We start from the raw sequence: 20,692 nt of genomic DNA, 5'->3' as shown, positions 1-20,692 counted from the left end.
TCCACTGCTCTCACCCTTTCGAGTTTAAGAGACCTTGAAGACACAAGCTGGCTTGTCGTGGCGACGAACCGCGGCGATGGGCTGCAAAGCAGCCCCCAAGGTCCGTGAAGACAGCACATAATCACCAAACAGCCCATGCCCGCTGCGCTATGATCAGGCCCTAAGCCTTAGCGCCGAGTCAGTAGCATGGAGCCGATGACCACCCCCAGCGCCACCCTGGACACCAGTAGCCAACCGGCCTGCCTGCGCATTACCGGTGACTGGACCCTGGCGCACTACGCCAGCCTCAAGCGTGAGAGCGAGCGCCTGCGGGCGCAATATGCTGCCGATACCGTCGCCGACCTTAGCCAACTGGGACGCCTGGATACCGCCGGTGCCTCGCTGCTGGCCGAACTGCTCGGCTCCGAACGTCTGTCCCGCTGCACCCATGGCCTGCCCGAAGCCAGCCGCGCCCTGCTCAAGAATGTCTACTGCTCGGTGCAGGACTACTGCATTCCGGTCAAGGAACCCGAGCGTAACGTGCTGCTGTTGCTTCTAGAGCGCATCGGCTGCGCCGTTGGCAACTTGTGGCAAGACACCCTGCAGGTGCTCGGCTTCGTTGGCCTGATCCTCGAAACCCTGCTACGCCGTGCCCTGCAACCCCATCGCTGGCGCTTTACCCCGGTTGTGGCGCACATCGAACAGACCGGTCTGGACGCCGCGCCCATCGTCGCCCTGCTGACCTTCCTGGTGGGCGCGGTGGTGGCCTTCCTCGGCGCCACGGTGCTGGCCGATTTCGGCGCAACCATCTTCACCGTCGACCTGGTGGCATTCTCGTTCCTGCGAGAGTTCGCCGTGCTGCTGACCGCCATCCTCATGGCCGGCCGCACCGCCAGCGCGTTCACCGCTCAGATCGGCTCGATGAAGGCCAACGAAGAAATCGACGCCATCCGCACCCTGGGCCTGAACCCCATGGAGCTGCTGGTGGTGCCGCGCGTACTGGCGCTGCTGATTTCGCTGCCCTTGCTGACCTTCATCGCGATGATCTGCGGCATCGTCGGCGGCGCGGTGGTGTGTGCGCTGACACTGGACATCTCGCCAGCCATGTTCCTGTCGCTGCTGCAAAGCGACATCGGCGTGCAGCACTTCCTGGTCGGCCTGGCAAAGGCACCGTTCTTCGCCTTCCTGATCGCCTCGATCGGCTGCCTGGAAGGCTTCAAGGTCAGCGGCAGCGCCGAATCGGTGGGCGCGCACACCACCTCGGCGGTCGTGCAGTCGATATTCGTGGTCATCGTGCTGGATGCGGTGGCTGCGCTGTTCTTCATGGAGATGGGCTGGTGAATGGCCAGGAACGTGTGATCGAGGCCCGGGGCATCTGTAACCGCTTCGGCCGTCAGAGCGTGCACGAAAACCTCGACCTCGACCTGTATCGCGGCGAGATCCTCGCCGTGGTCGGCGGCTCGGGCAGCGGCAAGTCGGTGCTGCTACGCAGCATCATTGGCCTGCGGCGGCCCGACGAAGGGCAGATCAAGGTGTTCGGCCAGGACTTGGCCGGCCTGCGCGAAGAGCAGCGCTCACTGGTCGAACAGCGCTTCGGCGTACTGTTCCAGAAAGGCGCGCTGTTCTCTTCACTGACCGTCACCGAAAACGTGGCATTGCCACTGATCGAGCACGCAGGGCTGTCCCGCGCCGATGCCGAGCACCTGGCCGGAGTTAAGCTGGCCTTGGCCGGGCTGCCGATCTCGGCCGCCGACAAGTACCCGGCTTCGCTTTCGGGGGGCATGATCAAGCGCGCGGCGCTGGCTCGTGCCCTGGCACTGGACCCGGACATCCTGTTTCTCGACGAACCCACCGCCGGCCTGGACCCGATCGGCGCCGCCGCCTTCGACCAGTTGATCCTGACCCTGCGTGACGCCCTGGGCCTGTCGGTATTCCTCATCACCCACGACCTCGACACCTTGTACACCATTACCGACCGCATCGCAGTGCTGTCGCAGAAGAAGGTCCTGGTGGCCGGCCCGCTGGCCGAGGTCGAGCAGACCGACGACGCCTGGATTCAAGAATACTTTCATGGCCCACGCGGGCGCGCAGCCGAGCAGGCCGCCACCCGTGCCGGGCAGGAGCGCTGAGCAATGGAAACCCGAGCCCATCACGTTCTTATCGGCCTGGTCACCGTCCTGGTGGTGGCCGGCGCCATGCTGTTCGGCATGTGGCTGGCCAAATCGAGTGTCGACGACGCCTTCAAGGACTACGAAGTGGTGTTCAACGAAGCCGTCTCCGGCCTATCCCGCGGCAGCCCGGTGCAGTACAACGGCATCAAGGTAGGCGATGTGTCCACCCTGCGCCTGGACCCGAAAGACCCGCGCCGGGTACTGGCACGGGTGCGCCTGAGCGCCGACACCCCGGTGAAGGAAGACACCCAGGCCAAGCTGACCCTGGCCGGCGTGACCGGCAACTCGTTCATCCAGCTCAGCGGGGGCACCCCGCAAAGCCCCGAGTTGAAAGGCAAGGACGGCAAGCTGCCGGTGATCATCGCATCGCCCTCGCCAATCTCGCGCCTGCTCAATGACAGCAGCGACCTGGTGACCAACATCAACCTCCTGCTGCATAACGCCAACCAGATGTTTTCCGAGGACAACATCGGCCACCTCAGCAACACCCTGTCCAACCTCGACAAGACCACCGGCGCCTTCGCTGGCCAGCACGGCAGCATCACCCAGGCCATCGAGCAGCTGGTGCAGGTGGGCAAGCAGGCCAGCGCCACCCTGGCCGAAACCCAGGCACTGATGCGCAATGCCAACGGCCTGCTGGGCAGCGAAGGCAAGCAGGCAATCGGCAGCGCCGAGCAGGCCATGCAGTCACTGGCCGAGAGCACCGCCACCATCAACCGCCTGCTCGAGGACAACCGCGAAGCCATCGGCGACGGTGCCCAGGGCCTGAACCAGCTGACCCCGGCGATTCGCGAGCTACGCGAAACCCTAAACGCACTCAAAGGCATTTCCCGGCAACTGGAGGCCGACCCTAGCGGCTACCTGCTCGGCCGCGACAACAACAAGGAGTTCCAACCATGAAACCGTCGCTGCGCCTGCTGGCCCTGGCGGCCGCACTGAGCCTGGCCAGTGCCTGCTCGATCCTGCCGCAGAGCGAGCCCGTCGACCTGTACCGTCTTCCGGTGAACCAGCCCGGCCGGACGGCGCCGGCGCTGGACTGGTCATTGCGCCTGAACAAGCCGCTGGCCAGCGAAGTGCTGGCCGGGCCACGGATTGCAGTGATTCCCCAGGGCGATGTGGTCAGCAGCTACAAGGGCGCGCGCTGGAGCGACGCAGTGCCGGTGCTGCTGCGCAACCGCCTGCTCGACGGTTTCCAGCGTGACGGCCAGGTACAACGCCTTAGCGCCGACGACAGCAACCTGCAAGCCGACTACGAGTTGGCTGGCGAGCTGCAGGCGTTCCAGACCGAATACCGCGCGGGCGGGGCGGTGGAGGTGGTGATCCGCTATGACGCACGCCTGGTCCAAGGCCGCAACCAGCGCATTCTGGCCAGCAAACGCTTCGAAATCCGCCAGCCGCTGGCCGACAAGCAGGTGTCAGCGGTGGTTGCCGGCTTCGGGAAAGCCTGCGACCAGCTGACCGGGCAGGTGGTGAGTTGGACCATTGCGCAAGCAGCCAGCGTTCCCGCTCACTGAACCCCTGCCTGCTTTTTGTGGGAGCGGCCTTGTGTCGCGAAAGGGCCGCGAAGCGGCCCCGGCATTCTTGCATGAGCGCCGAAATCCTGGGGCCGCTGTGCGGCCCTTTCGCGACGCAAGGCCGCTCCCACAAGGGTCCGCGTCAGGCGAAGAACCAGTAGCAGACGAATATCGCCGCGATCACACCGGAAAACTCCGCCAGCAAGGCGCAGCCGACGGCATGGCGCACGCGCTGGATACCCACCGCACCAAAGTAAACCGCCAGCACGTAGAAGGTGGTTTCGGTACTCCCCTGAATCGTCGCCGCCACCAGCGCCGGGAAGCTGTCCACACCGTGGGTCTGCATGGTCTCGATCAGCATCGCCCGCGCCGCACTGCCGGAGAACGGTTTGACCAGCGCCGTGGGCAAGCCCTCGACGAAGCGGGTGTCCAGGCCCAGCCCAGTCACCGCATGACGAATACCGTCCAAGGCCAGCTCCAGGGCGCCTGAGGCCCGCAATACACCCACCGCCACCAGCATCGCCACCAGGTAAGGCAACAGGCCCTTGGCCACATCGAAACCTTCCTTGGCGCCTTCGACAAAGGCTTCATACACCTTGACCCGCTTCAAGGCGCCGATCACCAGGAACAGGGTGATCACGCCAAACAACGTGAGGTTGCCCAGGATCGACGAAAGGCTGGCCAGCGCGGCCGCCGAAAGGGTGCCGAGAAAGGCCATGAAGCCGCCCAGCAGCAAGGCACCGGGAATCAGGTAGGCAAGCACTACCGGGTCCCACAGGCGCAGGCGCTGCATCACTGCCACCGACAGCAGGCCGACCAAGGTGGAGACGCTGGTGGCCAGCAGGATTGGCAGGAACACTATGGTCGGGTCCGCCGCACCTTGCTGGGCCCGATACATGAAGATGGTCACAGGCAGCAGGGTCAACGACGATGCGTTGAGCACCAGGAACAGGATCTGCGCGTTGCTCGCCGTGGTACTGCTGGGGTTCAACTCCTGCAGCGCGCGCATGGCCTTCAGGCCGATCGGCGTGGCGGCGTTGTCCAGCCCAAGGCCGTTGGCGGCGAAGTTCATGGTGATCAGGCCCAGGGCCGGGTGGCCGGGCGGAACTTCCGGCATCAGCCGGGCAAACAGCGGGCCGAGCACCTTGGCCAGCCACTCGACGATGCCAGCCTTCTCGGCGATCTTGAGAAAGCCCAGCCACAGGGTCAGCGTGCCGAACAACAGCACCATCACCTCGACCGACAACTTGGCCATGGCGAATATGCTCTCGACCATCGCCGCGAAGATGCTGGCGTTGCCGCCTATTAGCCATTGGACCAGGGCGGACACTGCCGCCACCAGGAAAAAGCCAAGCCAAAGGCCGTTGAGCATCCGTGTGTTCCCCCTGAAAAATGCCCGAATGATAGCGTATCGGGGCGCATGGCTGGAGACCGCAGACCTGACACAGGGATCGCGCAGGCCTCGAGAAAAGGGTCCGCGAGCAGCCTGGAATCTCACAGGCAACAAAAAGCCCCGACAGGTCGGGGCTTCTTGTTCAGCTCATCAGGCTCAGCGCTTGGCAGCTTCGCCAACCATGGCCGCTTCCTGCTTGCCGGCCATCAGCGAGGCGTAGTACTTCTCGCCCTTGGCGGCGTCGTACATGCCTTCCCAGCGCGCGATGACCAGGGCTGCCAGGGCGTTGCCCACAACGTTCAAGGCGGTACGAGCCATGTCCATGATGCGGTCGACACCGGCGATGAAGGCCAGGCCTTCCAGCGGGATACCCACGCTGCCCAGGGTGGCCAGCAGCACCACGAAGGAAACACCCGGTACGCCAGCGATACCCTTGGAGGTGACCATCAGGGTCAGCACCAGCAGCAGCTGCTGGCTCCACGACAGGTCGATACCGTACAGCTGGGCAATGAAGATGGCCGCGATGCTCTGGTACAGGGTCGAGCCGTCGAGGTTGAACGAGTAGCCGGTCGGTACCACGAACGAGCAGATCGACTTCGGAGCACCGTACTTCTCCATCTTCTCGATCACGCGCGGCAGCACGGTTTCCGAGCTGGAGGTGGAGTAGGCGAGAATCAGCTCATCTTTCATGATGCGCATGATCTTGATCACCGAGAAGCCGAACAGGCGGGCAACCAGGCCCAGCACCATGAAGGCGAAGAAGGCGATGGCGAAGTACACCAGTACCACCAGCTTGGCCAGCGGCAGCAGCGAGCTGAACCCGAAGTTGGCCACGGTCACGGCGATCAGGGCGAACACGCCGATAGGGGCGTAGTTCATGATCATGTGGGTGACCTTGAACATAGTCTCGGAAACCGCCTGGAAAGTACGCACCAGCGGGTCGCGCAGCTCTGCCTGCAGGCTCGACAGGCCCAGGCCGAACATCACCGAGAAGAAGATGATCGGCAGCATTTCGCCACGCATCAGCGCTGCGAAGATGTTCGACGGGATCAGGTTCAGCAGGGTTTCGATGAACGCATACTCATGCTGCACCTCGGCCGCGGTAGCCTGGTACTTGGAGATGTCCACTGTACCCAGGGTGCTCATGTCGATGCCGGCGCCCGGGTGGAACAGGTTGGCCAACACCAGGCCGACGACGATGGCGATGGTGGTCACCACTTCGAAGTAGATGATGGTCTTCAGGCCGATGCTGCCCAGTTTCTTCGCGTCGCCAACCCCGGCGATACCCACGATCAGCGACGAAATCACGATCGGGACGACGATCATCTTGATCAGGCGAATGAAGATGTCACCAGCGGGCTGGAGGACGTTGCTGATCCACCATGCCTTTTCTGCACTGAAATGATTCAGTAGAGCGCCGATTGCAACACCCAGGACCAGACCGATGACGATCTGCCAGGCGAGGCTCAGTTTTGCCTTCTTCATGTCTTTACCCTTTGTTCTAGTGGTCATGGGCACCCAACGGAAACGCGCGTAACAGAGCCGTTGGCTAGGTCACGGGCAGCAGCTGCTTCCGTCCGGCGACTTCATGTAAGGACACCGCAGGCGAGCGACAGGGGCGCTCGGCCGGCGAAAAAGGCGGCAACTATTGCGATGGCAAAGGGGGAAATCTAATGCCGGAAACGCATAGCCCATGCCGTTTATGCATAACATTTCTGACCAAAACGGAAGGTTTGCAAGTGCTTGATTTATAACGTTCGGAATCCCGAACAAGACCAAACCGCCATATTTAGGCAGATTTGGCAGGGTATAAATGGCATTGAAGATGGCTTGTTCGACAATCCGAATGGCTGAAATGCCGCTTGAACAAGCGCTGGGGGGATCGAAAAAAATTTGATGTACGGTCGAGACAAAATGTGTCCCGAAGAAGAAATCGCGCAGGAAGAGAGGTTTCCTACATGGCTCCTCGGAAGTCAGGTCTGGTCAGGTGCCTTGATGCCCCCCCCGACCTGAAACTTCCGATTCCGCCTTTCCTGACCCGGCCCATTGCTGGAGGCACTCCCTGTACCCCTAGGCCACTCCGATCCTGCAACAATCAGAACAGCCCGGCCCCTTGGTCATGTGCAGCCCCTCCTCGGGGCGGCGCATCATAGAAGGCTGAAATATAGAAAGGTTCAGCTTCTATTACGTGACAGTGCATGACCTTTCATCCGTACCACGTACAAACGCTCAGTACCAGTTCGGGTCACGCTTGAGCTGCTCCTGCAGCATCGCTTTCATGCCATCGTCCGGCTCACCCAGCCAGCGGTACTGTGCGTGGCGGGTGGGCGACTTGTCATGCGGCAGACCTTCGGGCACCTCCACGAGCATCCCGTAGGCATCATCCTTGTCCCAGCTGAACGCCACGATCAGGCGCTTGTAGGTGCAGTTGTCCTTGCCTTCGCACAACGGGCCGACCAGGTACTTGTCGCCGTCCTCGGTAACTGCAGACATCTGCTGCTGGGAACTGCCGGTCAGATTGACCACCCAGTCAGGCAGGCGTTCCTCGCCTTTGATCGTGTCCTGCCAGGTTTCCCTGTACTCCGGGTCCGAGCCGAGCAACTGGTCGACCCGGACCTGGCCGTCATTGGCCGCCATCGCCGCTGCACTGCCACCCAGTACCAGGGCGGCAGCCAGGGCTGTCCAACGCTTCCTGCCCATCTTCAACCTCGTCCACGTCCAAAGAAGAAGGAGGCTACGAACAGCACCAGGAAGACAATGAACAGAATCTTCGCGATACCCGTGGCAGCGCCCGCGATACCACCGAAGCCCAGTACGGCGGCGACAATGGCGATGATGAGGAAAGTGATAGCCCAACTCAGCATGGTGGTTCTCCTTTCTTTTTCGGAATCGGTTCAGCCGGCGGTCAGAACACCCAGCGGTCCTGGGGTACGACATTTTCCAAGGTGGCCGGTGACGCAGTGGCCTGGCCGGTTGGCAGCGGGTCGGCGGCCTTGACCAGGGTGTTGGCACGGGTTGCCTGAATCTGCGTCAATAGGGCGGTCTGCGCCGCCACTTGCTCGGCCAGGCGTGCGGTCTGCCAGCTGTAATAGAAGAGGCCAGCGGCCAAAGTCAGTACCAGCGCCAGGCTGAGTGACAACACCTGGCGCAGGGGCAGTGCGGCGCTCTGCAAGCGGTTGACGGATTGGCAGTTCATGCCGGCTCCTCCTGCTGTAATTCTTGTTCAAACCTGAATAAGTAATTGCAGCCTGCATGCCAGCCTTTTGATTCAAATAAAATCCTTTGAAATCAAGCGTTTAAACAGGAAGACAATAATCGACAGGGACGTATCCTGCACGATGCCGTCCGTGGGGTCGTGCGAATTGCACGATCAACCTTCGACCTTGGTCGCTACCTTGAGCAGGTCCGCGTCCACCCCACGCACGCCGATGATCTGCCTAGCGATTTCCACGGCGATGGTTTTCTGCTCGCTGCTGACCACTTCGCCTGAAAGCCGAACCAGCCCCTCTTCACTAGCCACTTTCAGGTTCAGGCCATCGAGGTTGCGGCTGAAGCGGTAGCTGTTCTGGATCTTGTCGATGATCCAGCTGTCACTCGGCTGCGGCCCGGTCGGCAGCCCAATCGGAGCTTCCCGGGCCTTGGCCATGGCGGCGGTATCGAGGCTGACCAGGTTGTTGACCAGGTGCACGCCCTCCGTGGTGCGCGCCACCACGCCGGCCAGCTCCTTGGCCTCGGCACTGTCGACCTTGCCGCGCAGGGTCACCACACCTTCGCTGCTCTGTACATCTATAGGTGCCTTCTCGGTTATGCGGCTCCATAGCAGCCGAGCACGGATCACGGCGGCCAGGGTGGCATCCTCCAGGCGCTGGGCGTAGGCACGCAACGCCAGCGGGCGCTCCACCAGCTGGGCATTGACCCGCAGTTGGTTGTCAACTTGCTCGATGCCACGGGTAGCCAGAGCCACATGCTCTGCCAGCTGGCGCTCGACGTCGTTCTCCACCTCACCGGAAAGCCGCGCCTGCTTGCCATCCACCTCGACCTGAATACGGAACGGGTCGAGCATACGGTTCAGCGACAGGGCAGTTTGCAAGGCCCCCTCCAGGCGGGCGTCTTGCACCGGATCGGCGAATACCGGCGTGAACACCGGTAGCAGTGTGGCTGCCAACATGGCGGCTCGGATGGAAAAGGGCATGGCAGTGCCTCCTTTTGTAGGCAAAAACTGAAAATCCTCGCAACCAATGTGCCACCGTGCGCCTCTAAGAAAATCATCTGGAAAGCGCGGCCTCCACGCGCTGATTGGCCAGTGGCTAGCATGCAAAGGACAGGTTCCTTCACAATGGACCATGCAACTTGCCCGATTTTTCCCACACTAAATGAAGATCTTTCCTAAAGGAGCGCAGCACATGGAGTCAGCCCAGGACAACCAAGGCCGCATTCTGCTGGTGGATGACGAGTCCGCGATCCTGCGCACCTTCCGCTACTGCCTGGAGGACGAGGGCTACAATGTGGCAACGGCCAACAGCGCCGCCCAGGCCGAGGCCTTGCTGCAGCGCCAAGTATTCGACCTGTGCTTCCTCGATTTGCGCCTGGGCGAGGACAACGGCCTCGATGTGCTGGCGCAGATGCGTATCCAGGCCCCCTGGATGCGGGTGGTGATCGTAACCGCGCACTCAGCGATCGATACGGCGGTAGACGCGATCCAGGCCGGCGCCGCCGATTACTTGGTCAAGCCGTGCAGCCCCGACCAGCTGCGCCTGGCTACAGCCAAACAGTTGGAAGTACGCCAGCTTTCCGCACGACTGGAGGCCCTGGAAGGTGAAGTGCGCAAACCCAAGGACGGGCTCGACTCGCACAGCCCGGCCATGATGGCGGTACTGGAAACCGCCCGCCAGGTCGCTACCACCGACGCCAACATCCTCATCCTTGGCGAGTCGGGCACAGGTAAAGGTGAACTGGCCCGGGCCATCCACGGCTGGAGCAAGCGCGCGCGCAAATCCTGCGTGACCATCAACTGCCCGTCACTGAACGCCGAGCTGATGGAAAGCGAGTTGTTTGGCCACACCCGCGGCGCCTTCACCGGCGCCAGCGAAAGCACCCTGGGGCGAGTCAACCAGGCAGATGGGGGCACGCTGTTCCTCGACGAGATCGGCGATTTCCCGCTGACCTTGCAGCCCAAACTGCTGCGCTTCATCCAGGATAAGGAATACGAGCGCGTCGGCGACCCGGTAACCCGTCGCGCCGATGTACGTATACTCGCCGCTACCAACCTCAACCTCGAAGAGATGGTGCGTGAGAGCCGTTTCCGCGAAGACCTGCTGTATCGCCTGAACGTCATCACTTTGCACCTGCCGCCGCTGCGCGAGCGCAGTGAAGACATCCTGACCTTGGCCGACCGCTTTCTCGCCCGCTTCGTCAAGGAATACTCTCGGCCTGCGCGCGGCTTCAGTGACGAAGCCCGCACAGCCCTGCTCAACTACCGCTGGCCCGGCAACATTCGCGAACTGCGTAACGTGGTGGAGCGGGCCAGTATCATCTGCCCGCAGGAACGCGTGGAAATCAGCCACCTGGGCATGGGCGAGCAGCCTGCTGGTAACGCCCCTCGCATAGGCGCTGCACTGAGCCTTGATGAGCTGGAGCGCGCCCACATTGGTGCGGTGCTGGCCGCCAGTGACACCCTTGACCAGGCCGCCAAGACCCTGGGGATCGATGCATCCACCCTGTACCGCAAGCGCAAGCAGTACAACCTATGAAATGGCCGCCCATGAAGCTGCGCACGCGGCTTTTCCTCAGCATTTCGGCGCTGGTCACCGTGGCCCTGCTCGGGCTGCTGCTGGGCCTGGTCAGCGTGCTGCAGATGGCCACGGTGCAGCAGCGACTGGTGCGCGATACCACCCACACCTTGGAAATAGGGCTGAAGTTGCGCCAGAACCTTGGCGAACAGTTGACCCTGATCCTCGATGACGAGACCGCCCCGGAAAACCTGCGGCTGCTGCAAGACAACTTCCAGACCCTGCTCAACCAAGGGCTGGACCAAGGTGGCGAGCGCACCGGCTTCAGCAAGGCCAGCAGCAACTACCAGGCCTTCCTCCAGGCCTACCGCGACAGCCCGGCGCCCTCCCGCAGCATGGGCGTTGACCAACCACTCGGGGCCGCGTTCAACCAGGTCCGCACCGATCTGATCGATTCCCACAAGCAGGCCCTGGAGCACATCACCCGCAGCGAGGAGCACACCCGCGACCACGCCCTGCTGGTCAGCGGCGTACTCGGCCTGATGGGTTTGGTGGTACTGGTACTGGGCTTCATCACCGCGCACAACATCGCCCGGCGCTTCGGCCAGCCGATCGAAGCATTGGCCAAAGCTGCCGACCAACTCGGCAAGGGCGATTTCGACGTCACCCTGCCGGTCACACAGGCCACCGAACTGAACCAGCTCACCCGCCGCTTCGGCCTGATGGCCGATGCCTTGCGCAAGCACCAGGCCACCAACGTCGATGAACTGCTGGCTGGCCAGCAACGCTTGCAGGCCGTGCTGGACAGCATCGACGATGGCCTGCTGATAATCGATCGCCAGGGCCGCCTGGAACACCTCAACCCGGTGGCACAGCGCCAGCTGGGCTGGACCGACAGCCGCGCCGGCAGCAGCCTGGCCGAAGCCCTGCAGCGCCCGGAACTGGAACAGCAGCTACGCCAGGTACTGCGCGGCGGCAACCTCGACCGCCAGCCAGACGACCTGAACATGGACGTCGATGACGAAACGCGCCTGCTCGCCTACAGCCTGACCCCGGTCAGCCACCCGCAAGGGCCGATACTTGGCGCAGTGATGGTGTTGCATGATGTAACCGAGCAGCGCGCCTTCGAACGCGTGCGCAGCGAGTTCGTGCTGCGCGCTTCCCACGAGCTGCGCACTCCGGTGACTGGCATGCACATGGCCTTCGGTCTGTTGCGCGAGCGGCTCAAGTTCCCGCCAGAGGCGCGCGAGCATGACCTGCTGGAGACCATTGGCGAGGAAATGCAGCGCCTGACCCAGTTGATCAACGACCTGCTCAACTTCAGCCGCTACCAGAGCGGGATGCAGAAGCTCGAGCTGGCTCCCTGCGCCATAGACGAACTGCTGGAACGTGCACAACATCGCTTTGCCGAGCCGGCGGCGAACAAGCAGATCGAGTTGATCACGGAGCTGGAGCCGCCGCTACCGCGTATCCAGGCCGATGTCGCCCAACTCGACCGGGTGCTGGACAACCTGTTGCACAATGCCATCCGCCATACCGCCAGCGGCGGTCGTATCCGCTTGCATGCACGACGGCATGCGGAGCGGGTGATCATCAGTGTCGAGGACAACGGCGAAGGCATTGCCTATGGGCAACAGGGGCGCATCTTCGAGCCCTTCGTGCAGGTAGGGCGCAAGAAAGGCGGCGCGGGGCTGGGCTTGGCGCTGTGCAAAGAGATCGTGCAGCTGCATGGCGGGCGCATGGGCGTGTTTTCCCGACCGGGGCAGGGGACCCAGTTCTACATGGCACTACCGGTCTGAATGTACCCTGCCCCCGGCCCCATCTTCGGTGCCGGATCAGTCAATGCTCAACCCGCCGCGGCAGCCGACCTCGAGTCACCAGTTCGGCAAACTGCCGGGCATTCAGTGGCCGGGCAAAAAGCCAGCCCTGGCCATAATTGACCCCTTCGCTGTTCAGCAGCACCGCTTGGTCTTCACACTCGATTCCTTCGGCAATCACCCGCAGGTGCAGGTCGTGGGCCATGCGAATGATATGCGGGGCAACACCGCTACTGGCGGCGTCGTGCCCCAACGCATCGATAAACGCCTTGTCGATCTTCAGGCAGTCCACTGGCAGGGTTTGCAAGTACGCCAGGCTGCAATAGCCAGTCCCAAAATCGTCGATCAGCACTTGATGCCCCACTGCGCGCAGCGCCTGGAGGTTGTCGCGAGCCACAACCACGTCGATCAGGCCGCGCTCGGTCACCTCGAAGGCGATCTGGCTGGCCGACACACGGTGCAAGGCCAGCAAGCGTGCCGCCACCCGGCCGATGCGCGGCACCATCACATCACAGGCCGCCAGATTCACCGAAATGTACAAGTTGGGATGCGAGCGCAGCAGTTGCCCTAGCTGTTCCAGCACACGCTGCAGGACAAAGTCCGTGATCTGGCGAATCTGCCCGGTGTTTTCCGCCAAAGGGATGAACAGGTCCGGGCTGGTCAGGGTACCGTCCGGGCGGCGCCAGCGCACCAGAGCCTCGGCCCCGACACAGCGTCGGCTGTCGAGCTCGAAGATCGGCTGGTAGAGCACCTGCAGTTCGCCGCGACGCAAGGCATTCTGCAATTCCGAGCTCATCGACCGCCGCTGCAGGATCAGTTGCAGTACCAGCCAGCCGATGCAACAGGCCGCCAGTACACTGCCGGGGAACAGAAGCCAGAGCATGCCGTTCATCCTCAACGGCAGGCTCGCCCGCGGGGCGATCAGCACCAACTGGTAGTCCGGTGACTTGGTCGGCATTCGATAGATCAGGCGATCGCTGAGTTCAAGCAGCGACTTGTGGCTGGTTGACCAGGCCGAAGGAGGCGGCCATACCTGCGGTGGGCCCAGCACGGGGATGGCCCGGGCACCGTTGTCCAACACCACCACCAGGCTGCCGCCCGGGGGCAGGTCGACCACATCGGTCAGGTGCCCACGAGAGGTGGATACCACGAACTTGCCCCTCCCAAGCATCAGCGCGGCCAGGTTCTCGTTCGGCTCGGTCGTGGTATTCAGCCAGTAGCTGTAGGTCGGCCCTTGGATGTCGGGGGCGCGCAAGGGTTCGAACGCCCGCTCGTCACCGCGGTTTGAGCAGGCCACATCTCCATCCACGTACGCCGCTTCATAAATGAAGCGGGAACTCAGGCCTACCTGCTGCAATGCCGTCAGCATCGCCGGGCTGCAGCCGCGCAAGGGTTGCGCCTGCAGCAGGTCGACCCCTTCGCGCAACTGGCCGAACACCTGCTCGAGGCGCTCCAGAAAGCGTTCGCCCTGGGCGTTCATCTGTGCACTCTCGCTTTGCTTCATCTGTTGCAGGGCAATGCCGATGCTTGCAGAAAGCAACAGTGCCGCGCTGGCCAGTGCTGCCAACGTGGCCAGCATCCAGGGACGGTAAAAAATTTGGCGCAGCAAGGCGATGAGGGCTGACATCGAGGGCATCCAGTTGATTACTAGGTTATAGCAACTGAATCAGGAATCACCTTTGCCGTTTGGCGCTTCGCTACAAGCGCCGAAGGCCGCTTCTAAACAAGAGCCCGTCTCACCTTGGCAGATCAACGCATCCGGTTGAGCACCTGCAGCATCGCCGCCGTCTGCGCATCCGGCATGCCATCGAAGCGCTGCGGGCGGAAACGCATCTGGAACGCGGCGATCACATGGCGGGTGGCAACATCCAGTACCCCAGTCTGCTCGATCGCATAGCCAAACCGCGCCAGCTCCTGCTGGTACCAGCCCACGCTCGGCGGGTTGACGCTGAAATAGGCTTGCTGCCGTGCCACGGCAGTTGCATCCGGCCAGACCCCCAGCCCGGCGTCGGCCAGGCGTTTCCACGGAAATAGCGGCCCAGGGTCAAGCTTGCGCAGCGGCGCGATATCGCTGTGGCCAATGATGTGCCGTGGCTCGATGTTGTTACGCTTGACGATGTCCTTGAGCAGCGCGATCAGCGACTGGACCTGCGCTTCGCTGTAAGGGTGCCAGACCCGCCCATTCGGCGTGTCGGTGAAGCCCGGGTTGACGATTTCGATACCGATGGACGAGGAGTTCAGCCAGGTCCGCCCCTGCCACTGGCTATCACCGGCATGCCAGGCGCGGCGGCTTTCATCCACCAGCTGGTACACCGTCGCCGGGCCGTCACCAATCAGATAGTGGCTGCTGACTTCCCCATGGGTCAGCAACGCCAGGGAACGCTCCAGCGAAGCATTGGTGTAGTGCAGGACAACGAACTGGATGCGGTTGTCCTGGTTGATCGAAGGGTGGCTACGGTCGATGCGCAGGCCGGTCGAGCAACCGGCGACAGACAACAGCAGGAAGGAAATCAGGGTTTTTTTAAGCGTGGAAAGCACGTCAGTGGCCTCAGCGTATGAGCGCTACAGTATAACGTGCTCCCCAAGGGCCGTGCTTGCCGCGAGTCAGCAGCTACCGGCTATGCCAGCTCGATACGGTTGCGTCCCGATTCCTTGGCCCGGTAAAGCGCCGCATCGGCGCGCTTGAGCACCTGATCGCCGCGCTCGCCGGGACGGAATGCACCCAGGCCGATGGACGTGGTGATCACCACCCGTTCGCCCTTGAAGTGGAACGGGCACGCCTCGACCGTGGCCCTCAGCACCTCGGCTATCTGGGCAGCGGCAGCCGGCGAGGTCTGCGGCAGCAGCAGGACAAACTCCTCGCCGCCAAACCGGGCGATGAAGTCATGGCCGCGCAGGCGCTTGCGCAACTGGTCGGCGACGATCTTCAAGACCTTGTCCCCAGCCAGGTGCCCATAGCTGTCGTTGATACGCTTGAAATGGTCCAGGTCGAGGATCGCCATCGCCAGATGGCCGCCGTGTGCCTGCCATTCGAGCATTTCGCGCTCGACCCGCTCGCTCCAGGCTGCACGGTTGGGCAGGCCGGTTAGGGGATCAAGCAAGGCCTTCTGGCGCTGCTCTTCCAAGTGCTCACGGTAGCCGAGCGCCTCTTGCTCCATGTTCGCCACCCGCTCCGACAGCCCTTGCAGGCGTCCAGCCAGCTCCTGTTCGCGGCGATCACGCTCATGCTTGTGCTCATCCATGGTCACCAACAGACCTTCCAGGCGGTTTTCCAGAATATGCTTGAGGCTGTCGACGTCGGCGGCACCTTGCACACTGCTCTGCAACCCATCGACGTGCTCACGCAGCTGGCTATCCAGCTCGCGAGCGGCCGAGCTGTTGTCGGCATGGCCGGCGCTAGCCTCGTGCAGGTGGCTCTGGAAACCTTCCAGGCGTTCGTTGAGCTGCTGCAGGTAGGTTTCGAATTCGTGCTGGCCGCTGTCGGTGATCGCCAGCATGAGCACAGCCAGGTCATCCAGCACCGGTATCAGCTCATACCAGTTCAAGCCCCGGGCGACGCGTTCACGCATCTCTAGCGCCTGGGCCTTGTGTCGCTCCGGCAGGCTGAGGTCATCGAGCAAGCCGATCAGAGTGTGCTCGATGTGCTCGGCAACCTGGCTGTAGGGCGGCTCCACCGCGTAGGGCAGGGCGTAGGGACCATCTTCGCCAAAGGTTTCTTCGAGTGTTTGCGCCGGTCCTGTTTCAACCGGCGGCTCGCTGGCGATAGCTACCGGTGCCGGTACATCGTCCGGGAGCGGCTGCGGCAGCGGGGCTGGTGACAGTTCGGCCGTTTCGATAAGCGCCGGGCCTGGTGCCTCCAGCTCGGGCTCCGATATTACGAGGGCTTCGACAACAGAAGCTGAGGAGGCTGGCAACGGCTGTAGCGCGTCCATGTCGTCGGGCTGCGGGGCATCGACACCGGCAGGTGCCGCCAAAGGCTGCGCCTCGACAACCGGCAGCGCCAGAGGCACAAGCGCTGGCTCGCCTTGTACGCCATCCTCGCGGCCGCCGAACAAGCGCTGCAAGAAGCCGGGGCGGGCCTCCGCCGCCGATTTGCCCAAGGCTGACAGCGCGCGGCCCTGCAAGCCGCTCAACTCGCCCAGCAACGGTGGCAGGTCGCGTGAGTGGGCCACTCCGCCATCGAGCTTCTTCGCCAGCTTTTTCAACGGACGCGACACATCGTTCGGCAATGGCAGGCCTTGCAGCTGGTCGACCAGCGCTGTCAGCGCATCGCTGACCTGGTTCATGCGGGCTTCCCGACGCTGTTCGGAGTCCAGTACCGCCTTCTCAAGACGAGGAATCAACCCGGCAAGGCCGGCGTCCATGTTGTCGCTGCGGATGACCTCGCGCATTTCCTTCATGCACTGGTCTACCACCTTGTCGCTGCCTTCGGCAGCCAGGGTGCTGCGTACCAAACCACGACGCAGCAGGTCGAGACGGGCGTCCCAACGGCGCTCGAGCTTTTCCTGCTGCTCGATGCTTTTCAGGTATTTTTCTTTCCAGCGCTCAGCGTCTTCAGTCATGCCCGGGTCCGCAAACGGTGATGGCAATTAGCTCAGGACCGGCAGCGTATCCACAGTCAATGCATCAGGCAATCGAATCTCGACAGCAACGGGAAGGTGGTCGGAAATTGGCTGCGCCAGCACCTCGACACGCTCCAGCGTGAGGCTTGGGCTGAGCAGGATGTGGTCCAGGCAACGCTGTGGACGCCAGCTGGGGAAGGTGGCCTCGACTTGCGGGGCAATCAGGCCCAGGTCGCGCAACGGCGAGTGCTCCAGCAGGTCGGTGGCATGGGTATTCATGTCGCCCATCAGCACCTGATGGCGGTAGCCGCCAATCAGCTCGCGGATGTAACCCAGTTGCAGGGCGCGGGTCTTGGCGCCGAGGGCCAGGTGCATCATCACCACGATCAGCGCATCTTCGCCCTCACCAAAGCGCACCAGAATCGCACCCCGCCCAGCCGGGCCGGGCAATGGGTGATCCTCGAGCAGTTGTGGCTTCAAGCGGCTGAGCACGCCATTGCTGTGCTGGGCAAAACGCCCAAGGTTGCGGTTGAGTTGCTGGTACCAGTAGGGGAAGGCGCCCAGGTGGGCAAGGTGCTCGACCTGGTTGACATAGCCCGAGCGCAGGCTGCCGCCATCGGCCTCCTGCAAGGCCACCAGGTCGAAGTCGCCCAGCAGTTGGCCAATCTTCTGCAGGTTGCCGGCACGCCCGTTGTGCGGCAGCAGGTGCTGCCAGCTGCGAGTCACGTAATGCCGGTAGCGCTCGGTGCTGATGCCCACCTGGATGTTGAAACTGAGCAGCCGCAGACGACCATCCTCGGGCAGGCCAGGGGCATGCAAGTGATGCTCGTTGACCTGCGGCTGGTGCAGGCCAATGCCACGCGCGGTTCTGAAGCGGCGCATGGGTTACGCCGCTTACTTAGCGGCGCGCTCCTTGGCGATCAGCTGGTCGGCAACGTTTAGAACGCCTTCCGGCCCGCCGGCGGTACCCAGGTCGAAGCGGTATTTGCCGTTGACCACCATGCTCGGTACGCCGGTGATCTCGTACTTCTTCGCCAGTTCCTTGGCCTGGTTGACCTGGCCCTTGATGGCGAACGAATTGAAGGTGGCGAGGAACTTGTCCTTGTCCACGCCCTGGGTGGCGAGGAAGTCGGCCATGTCCTGCGGGTCGGTCAGGCGCTTGCGCTGGTTCTGGATGGCATCGAACACTGCGGCGTGCACCTTCTGCTCGACGCCCATGGCTTCGAGGGTCAGGAACATCTGACCGTGGGCGTCCCAGGGGCCACCGAACATGGCCGGTACACGCTTGAAGTTGACGTCCTTCGGCAGTTTATCGACCCAAGGGTTGATGGTCGGCTCGAAGTGGTAGCAGTGGGGGCAGCCGTACCAGAACAGCTCGACCACTTCGATCTTGCCAGGTACGGAAACCGGAACAGGGTTGCTCAGCTCGATGTATTCCTTGCCGGCGACAGGCTCGGCAGCCTGGATGGCAGTCATACCGAATACGCTGGCAGCGACCAGCGCGGCGCTGAGAATCAGTTTACGCATGCTTTACTCCTGGGCAATCATTGGTCGCCACGACGCGACCTGCACTGAGACAGGCCGGGAACGGGCCAAGTTCTGTAGTGTAACGGCTGCGGACGGAAAAAAGGGCGGTCCGGCCGCCCTTTCATCATTGGCCTACAACATTAACTGAAAGTTAATGCAGCCCCTGGATGTAGCTGGCCAGCGCCTCGATGTCGTGATTGCTCAACTTGCCGGCGATTGTGCGCATGGTCATGGCATCGCCATCGTTGGTGCGGTTGCCTTCGCGGAAGTCGGTGAGCTGCTTGGTCACGTACTGCGCGTGCTGCCCGCCCAGGTGCGGGAAGCCGGCCAAGGCGATACCCGCGCCGTTAGGCGAGTGGCAGCCGGTGCAGGCAGGCATGCCTTTTTCCAGATCTCCACCGTTGAACAGCGCCCGGCCACGCTCGACCAGCTTGGGATCGGCCGCGCCCACGCTGCCTTTCTGGCTGGAGAAGTAGGCGGCGATATCGGCCAGGTCCTGGTCGCTGAACGCGGCCAGCATGCCGGTCATCTCCAGCACGGTACGCTTGCCCGACTTGATATCGTGCAATTGTTTTTCAAGGTAGCGCTGGCCTTGGCCGGCCAGTTTCGGGAAGTTCGGTGCCAGGCTGTTGCCGTCGGGGTTGTGGCAGGCGCCACAGACGGCCGTCTTGGCCTGGCCGGCGGCGGCATCGCCTTTGACGGGTTGCGCAGCAGTGGCCGCACCTGCGACACCCAGGGTCAACAGCAGACTCACGACTAGTTTGTTCATCAGCTAATCCAACACGGCTAAGGGTGAAATGTTATGTATCGGGACTGCCACTCATCCAAAGGATGACCAAACGGTAGTCCTCGGCACTGCAGTCCATGCACAATCCACGCGGCGGCATAGCCTTGAAACCCTGGGTCACGTGCTTCACCAGTACATCCATGCCTTGCGCCAGCCTTGGCTCCCATGCTGCCCGGTCACCCTGCCTGGGTGCCTGTGGCAACTGCCCGGTGTGACAGGCCGCACACGTGCGGTTGTACAACACCTCGGGATCCTGTGTAGCCTGTGCGCTGAAAAACGGCAGGAACATACCGACAGCAAGCAGCCATTTCGCCATGCGGAACGACCTTCAGGGTTGGGGGCCGCGCTGCGTTCTGTTGCGCGAGCTATTGTTCGACACCCCATGCCCGTTCTCCTTCGCCGGGAGAATGAGCACACAAAAACTGGGGCATTATATACTTCCGCCATCCAAACGGAAACGACACCGCTTGCCAGGCTCGGGCCTATAGAGTCAGGCAACACCCACATCGGATATCCCATGCAAGTCAAGAACCCCATCCTCGGCCTCTGCCAGAAAGCCAAATTCGCCCTCAGCGCTGCCAAGGTCGAACAATGCCCGGACGACCAGGGTTACGAGGTGGCTTTCGCCGGCCGCTCCAACGCCGGCAAATCCAGCGCCCTCAACACCCTGACCCATGCCAGCCTGGCACGCACCTCGAAAACCCCCGGGCGCACCCAGCTGTTGAATTTCTTCAGTCTGGACGATGAACGGCGTTTGGTCGACCTGCCAGGCTACGGTTATGCAAAAGTCCCGATTCCGCTCAAGCAGCACTGGCAGAAACACCTGGAAGCCTACCTGGGCAGCCGGGAGTGCCTGCGTGGCGTGATCCTGATGATGGACGTGCGCCACCCGATGACCGACTTCGACAAGATGATGCTCGACTGGGCCAAGGCCAGCAGCATGCCGATGCACATCCTGCTGACCAAGGCCGACAAGCTGACCCACGGCGCGGGCAAGAACACCCTGCTCAAGGTGCAGTCGGAAATCCGCAAGGGTTGGGGCGATGGCGTGACCATCCAGCTGTTCTCGGCGCCCAAGCGCCTGGGCTTGGAAGAGGCATACCGGGTGCTGGCGGACTGGATGGAGCTGGAAGACAAGCCAGTCATTTGAATGTTTGCTCGTAACCTGTGGGAGCGGGTTTACCCGCGAATGCGGCGGTGCATCCGACATCGC

General features: G+C 62.6%; 20 protein-coding genes. 7 read left to right on the top strand and 13 right to left on the bottom strand.

From position 1 onward, the window contains the following. Window positions 1-186: 186 nt before the first annotated feature. The 4 genes from MJ643_RS15795 to MJ643_RS15780 are packed head-to-tail and all read left to right on the top strand — an operon-like array spanning window position 187 to window position 3,664. Window positions 187-1,320 carry an MlaE family lipid ABC transporter permease subunit gene (locus MJ643_RS15795; protein ID WP_024087957.1) on the top strand — a complete coding sequence of 378 codons (1,134 nt, stop codon included), beginning with the start codon at window positions 187-189 and terminating at the stop codon, window positions 1,318-1,320. After that, entirely contained in the window at window positions 1,317-2,108 is a 792-nt protein-coding gene (locus MJ643_RS15790; RefSeq protein ID WP_023661568.1) for an ATP-binding cassette domain-containing protein, read from the top strand. The genes MJ643_RS15795 and MJ643_RS15790 overlap by 4 nt, the downstream gene beginning before the upstream one ends. 3 nt (window positions 2,109-2,111) lie before the next feature. Then, window positions 2,112-3,050, top strand: a complete 939-nt coding sequence (locus tag MJ643_RS15785) for an MlaD family protein (protein WP_003256978.1) — start codon at window positions 2,112-2,114, stop codon at window positions 3,048-3,050. Then, window positions 3,047-3,664 carry an ABC-type transport auxiliary lipoprotein family protein gene (locus MJ643_RS15780; protein ID WP_023661567.1) on the top strand — a complete coding sequence of 206 codons (618 nt, stop codon included), beginning with the start codon at window positions 3,047-3,049 and terminating at the stop codon, window positions 3,662-3,664. Before MJ643_RS15785 ends, MJ643_RS15780 begins: the two co-directional genes overlap by 4 nt. Window positions 3,665-3,806: 142 nt before the next feature. On the opposite strand, the gene MJ643_RS15775 is transcribed toward MJ643_RS15780, so the two are convergent. The 6 genes from MJ643_RS15775 to MJ643_RS15750 form a co-directional block, all read right to left on the bottom strand. After that, on the bottom strand, window positions 3,807-5,036 hold the full coding sequence (locus MJ643_RS15775) for a spore maturation protein (RefSeq protein WP_023661566.1): 1,230 nt from the start codon (window positions 5,034-5,036) through the stop codon (window positions 3,807-3,809). 177 nt (window positions 5,037-5,213) lie between these two features. Continuing rightward, entirely contained in the window at window positions 5,214-6,542 is a 1,329-nt protein-coding gene (gltP, locus tag MJ643_RS15770; protein WP_208209344.1) for a glutamate/aspartate:proton symporter GltP, read from the bottom strand. Between the two features lie 744 nt (window positions 6,543-7,286). Beyond that, window positions 7,287-7,757 (bottom strand): inhibitor of vertebrate lysozyme family protein, encoded by a 471-nt coding sequence (locus tag MJ643_RS15765; protein ID WP_024087956.1) that lies wholly within the window; start codon window positions 7,755-7,757, stop codon window positions 7,287-7,289. 2 nt (window positions 7,758-7,759) lie between these two features. After that, on the bottom strand, window positions 7,760-7,921 hold the full coding sequence (locus MJ643_RS15760) for a DUF1328 domain-containing protein (protein WP_003252966.1): 162 nt from the start codon (window positions 7,919-7,921) through the stop codon (window positions 7,760-7,762). Between the two features lie 41 nt (window positions 7,922-7,962). Beyond that, window positions 7,963-8,253: a hypothetical protein gene (locus tag MJ643_RS15755; protein ID WP_013970327.1), complete on the bottom strand. Its 291-nt coding sequence runs from the start codon at window positions 8,251-8,253 to the stop codon at window positions 7,963-7,965. A gap of 174 nt (window positions 8,254-8,427) precedes the next feature. Beyond that, complete coding sequence (locus MJ643_RS15750; protein ID WP_023661565.1) at window positions 8,428-9,249, bottom strand: BON domain-containing protein; 822 nt, start codon at window positions 9,247-9,249, stop codon at window positions 8,428-8,430. 211 nt (window positions 9,250-9,460) lie between these two features. Here MJ643_RS15750 and algB point away from each other — a divergent pair, with 211 nt between their 5' ends. Both algB and MJ643_RS15740 read left to right on the top strand, forming a co-directional pair. Further along, complete coding sequence (algB, locus tag MJ643_RS15745; RefSeq protein ID WP_015268485.1) at window positions 9,461-10,807, top strand: sigma-54-dependent response regulator transcription factor AlgB; 1,347 nt, start codon at window positions 9,461-9,463, stop codon at window positions 10,805-10,807. Next, complete coding sequence (locus MJ643_RS15740) at window positions 10,804-12,585, top strand: KinB sensor domain-containing domain (RefSeq protein ID WP_023661564.1); 1,782 nt, start codon at window positions 10,804-10,806, stop codon at window positions 12,583-12,585. The genes algB and MJ643_RS15740 overlap by 4 nt, the downstream gene beginning before the upstream one ends. Before the next feature lie 40 nt (window positions 12,586-12,625). Here the strand turns inward: MJ643_RS15740 and MJ643_RS15735 are convergent, their stop codons facing one another. The 7 genes from MJ643_RS15735 to MJ643_RS15705 form a co-directional block, all read right to left on the bottom strand. After that, complete coding sequence (locus tag MJ643_RS15735) at window positions 12,626-14,230, bottom strand: EAL domain-containing protein (protein ID WP_015268483.1); 1,605 nt, start codon at window positions 14,228-14,230, stop codon at window positions 12,626-12,628. A gap of 122 nt (window positions 14,231-14,352) precedes the next feature. After that, a complete protein-coding gene (locus MJ643_RS15730; protein WP_013970322.1) occupies window positions 14,353-15,141 on the bottom strand; it encodes an N-acetylmuramoyl-L-alanine amidase in 789 nt (262 codons plus the stop codon). 80 nt (window positions 15,142-15,221) lie between these two features. Further along, the gene (locus tag MJ643_RS15725; RefSeq protein ID WP_013970321.1) at window positions 15,222-17,165 is read right to left on the bottom strand and encodes a GGDEF domain-containing protein; all 1,944 of its coding nucleotides are present in this window, start codon (window positions 17,163-17,165) and stop codon (window positions 15,222-15,224) included. Between the two features lie 27 nt (window positions 17,166-17,192). After that, the gene (locus MJ643_RS15720; RefSeq protein WP_003256949.1) at window positions 17,193-18,047 is read right to left on the bottom strand and encodes an endonuclease/exonuclease/phosphatase family protein; all 855 of its coding nucleotides are present in this window, start codon (window positions 18,045-18,047) and stop codon (window positions 17,193-17,195) included. Between the two features lie 12 nt (window positions 18,048-18,059). Then, complete coding sequence (gene dsbA, locus MJ643_RS15715; protein WP_013970320.1) at window positions 18,060-18,692, bottom strand: thiol:disulfide interchange protein DsbA; 633 nt, start codon at window positions 18,690-18,692, stop codon at window positions 18,060-18,062. 151 nt (window positions 18,693-18,843) lie between these two features. After that, window positions 18,844-19,461 carry a c-type cytochrome gene (locus MJ643_RS15710; protein ID WP_003256951.1) on the bottom strand — a complete coding sequence of 206 codons (618 nt, stop codon included), beginning with the start codon at window positions 19,459-19,461 and terminating at the stop codon, window positions 18,844-18,846. 31 nt (window positions 19,462-19,492) lie between these two features. Continuing rightward, on the bottom strand, window positions 19,493-19,795 hold the full coding sequence (locus tag MJ643_RS15705) for a c-type cytochrome (protein WP_015268479.1): 303 nt from the start codon (window positions 19,793-19,795) through the stop codon (window positions 19,493-19,495). A 201-nt stretch (window positions 19,796-19,996) separates the two neighbouring features. On the opposite strand from MJ643_RS15705, the gene yihA reads away from it, so the two are divergent. After that, window positions 19,997-20,629 carry a ribosome biogenesis GTP-binding protein YihA/YsxC gene (gene yihA / locus MJ643_RS15700; protein ID WP_013970318.1) on the top strand — a complete coding sequence of 211 codons (633 nt, stop codon included), beginning with the start codon at window positions 19,997-19,999 and terminating at the stop codon, window positions 20,627-20,629. The last annotated feature ends 63 nt before the right edge of the window (window positions 20,630-20,692 follow it).

Source organism: Pseudomonas sp. PNPG3 (assembly GCF_023093815.1).
GTDB classification, from domain to species: Bacteria; Pseudomonadota; Gammaproteobacteria; order Pseudomonadales; family Pseudomonadaceae; genus Aquipseudomonas; species Aquipseudomonas asiatica.
Note: the sequence above shows the minus strand (reverse complement) of the source record. Positions and strands in the feature narration are given on the sequence as shown.

Coding starts and splice junctions, on each gene's coding strand:
- MJ643_RS15750 (WP_023661565.1), bottom strand. CDS start 9,249: ATGCCCTTTTCCATCCGAGCCGCCATGTTGGCAGCCACACTGCTACCG.
- gltP (WP_208209344.1), bottom strand. CDS start 6,542: ATGAAGAAGGCAAAACTGAGCCTCGCCTGGCAGATCGTCATCGGTCTG.
- MJ643_RS15795 (WP_024087957.1), top strand. CDS start 187: ATGGAGCCGATGACCACCCCCAGCGCCACCCTGGACACCAGTAGCCAA.
- MJ643_RS15705 (WP_015268479.1), bottom strand. CDS start 19,795: ATGGCGAAATGGCTGCTTGCTGTCGGTATGTTCCTGCCGTTTTTCAGC.
- algB (WP_015268485.1), top strand. CDS start 9,461: ATGGAGTCAGCCCAGGACAACCAAGGCCGCATTCTGCTGGTGGATGAC.
- MJ643_RS15735 (WP_015268483.1), bottom strand. CDS start 14,230: ATGTCAGCCCTCATCGCCTTGCTGCGCCAAATTTTTTACCGTCCCTGG.
- MJ643_RS15725 (WP_013970321.1), bottom strand. CDS start 17,165: ATGACTGAAGACGCTGAGCGCTGGAAAGAAAAATACCTGAAAAGCATC.
- MJ643_RS15755 (WP_013970327.1), bottom strand. CDS start 8,253: ATGAACTGCCAATCCGTCAACCGCTTGCAGAGCGCCGCACTGCCCCTG.
- MJ643_RS15780 (WP_023661567.1), top strand. CDS start 3,047: ATGAAACCGTCGCTGCGCCTGCTGGCCCTGGCGGCCGCACTGAGCCTG.
- MJ643_RS15785 (WP_003256978.1), top strand. CDS start 2,112: ATGGAAACCCGAGCCCATCACGTTCTTATCGGCCTGGTCACCGTCCTG.
- MJ643_RS15720 (WP_003256949.1), bottom strand. CDS start 18,047: ATGCGCCGCTTCAGAACCGCGCGTGGCATTGGCCTGCACCAGCCGCAG.
- MJ643_RS15765 (WP_024087956.1), bottom strand. CDS start 7,757: ATGGGCAGGAAGCGTTGGACAGCCCTGGCTGCCGCCCTGGTACTGGGT.
- yihA (WP_013970318.1), top strand. CDS start 19,997: ATGCAAGTCAAGAACCCCATCCTCGGCCTCTGCCAGAAAGCCAAATTC.
- MJ643_RS15710 (WP_003256951.1), bottom strand. CDS start 19,461: ATGAACAAACTAGTCGTGAGTCTGCTGTTGACCCTGGGTGTCGCAGGT.
- MJ643_RS15775 (WP_023661566.1), bottom strand. CDS start 5,036: ATGCTCAACGGCCTTTGGCTTGGCTTTTTCCTGGTGGCGGCAGTGTCC.
- dsbA (WP_013970320.1), bottom strand. CDS start 18,692: ATGCGTAAACTGATTCTCAGCGCCGCGCTGGTCGCTGCCAGCGTATTC.
- MJ643_RS15760 (WP_003252966.1), bottom strand. CDS start 7,921: ATGCTGAGTTGGGCTATCACTTTCCTCATCATCGCCATTGTCGCCGCC.
- MJ643_RS15740 (WP_023661564.1), top strand. CDS start 10,804: ATGAAATGGCCGCCCATGAAGCTGCGCACGCGGCTTTTCCTCAGCATT.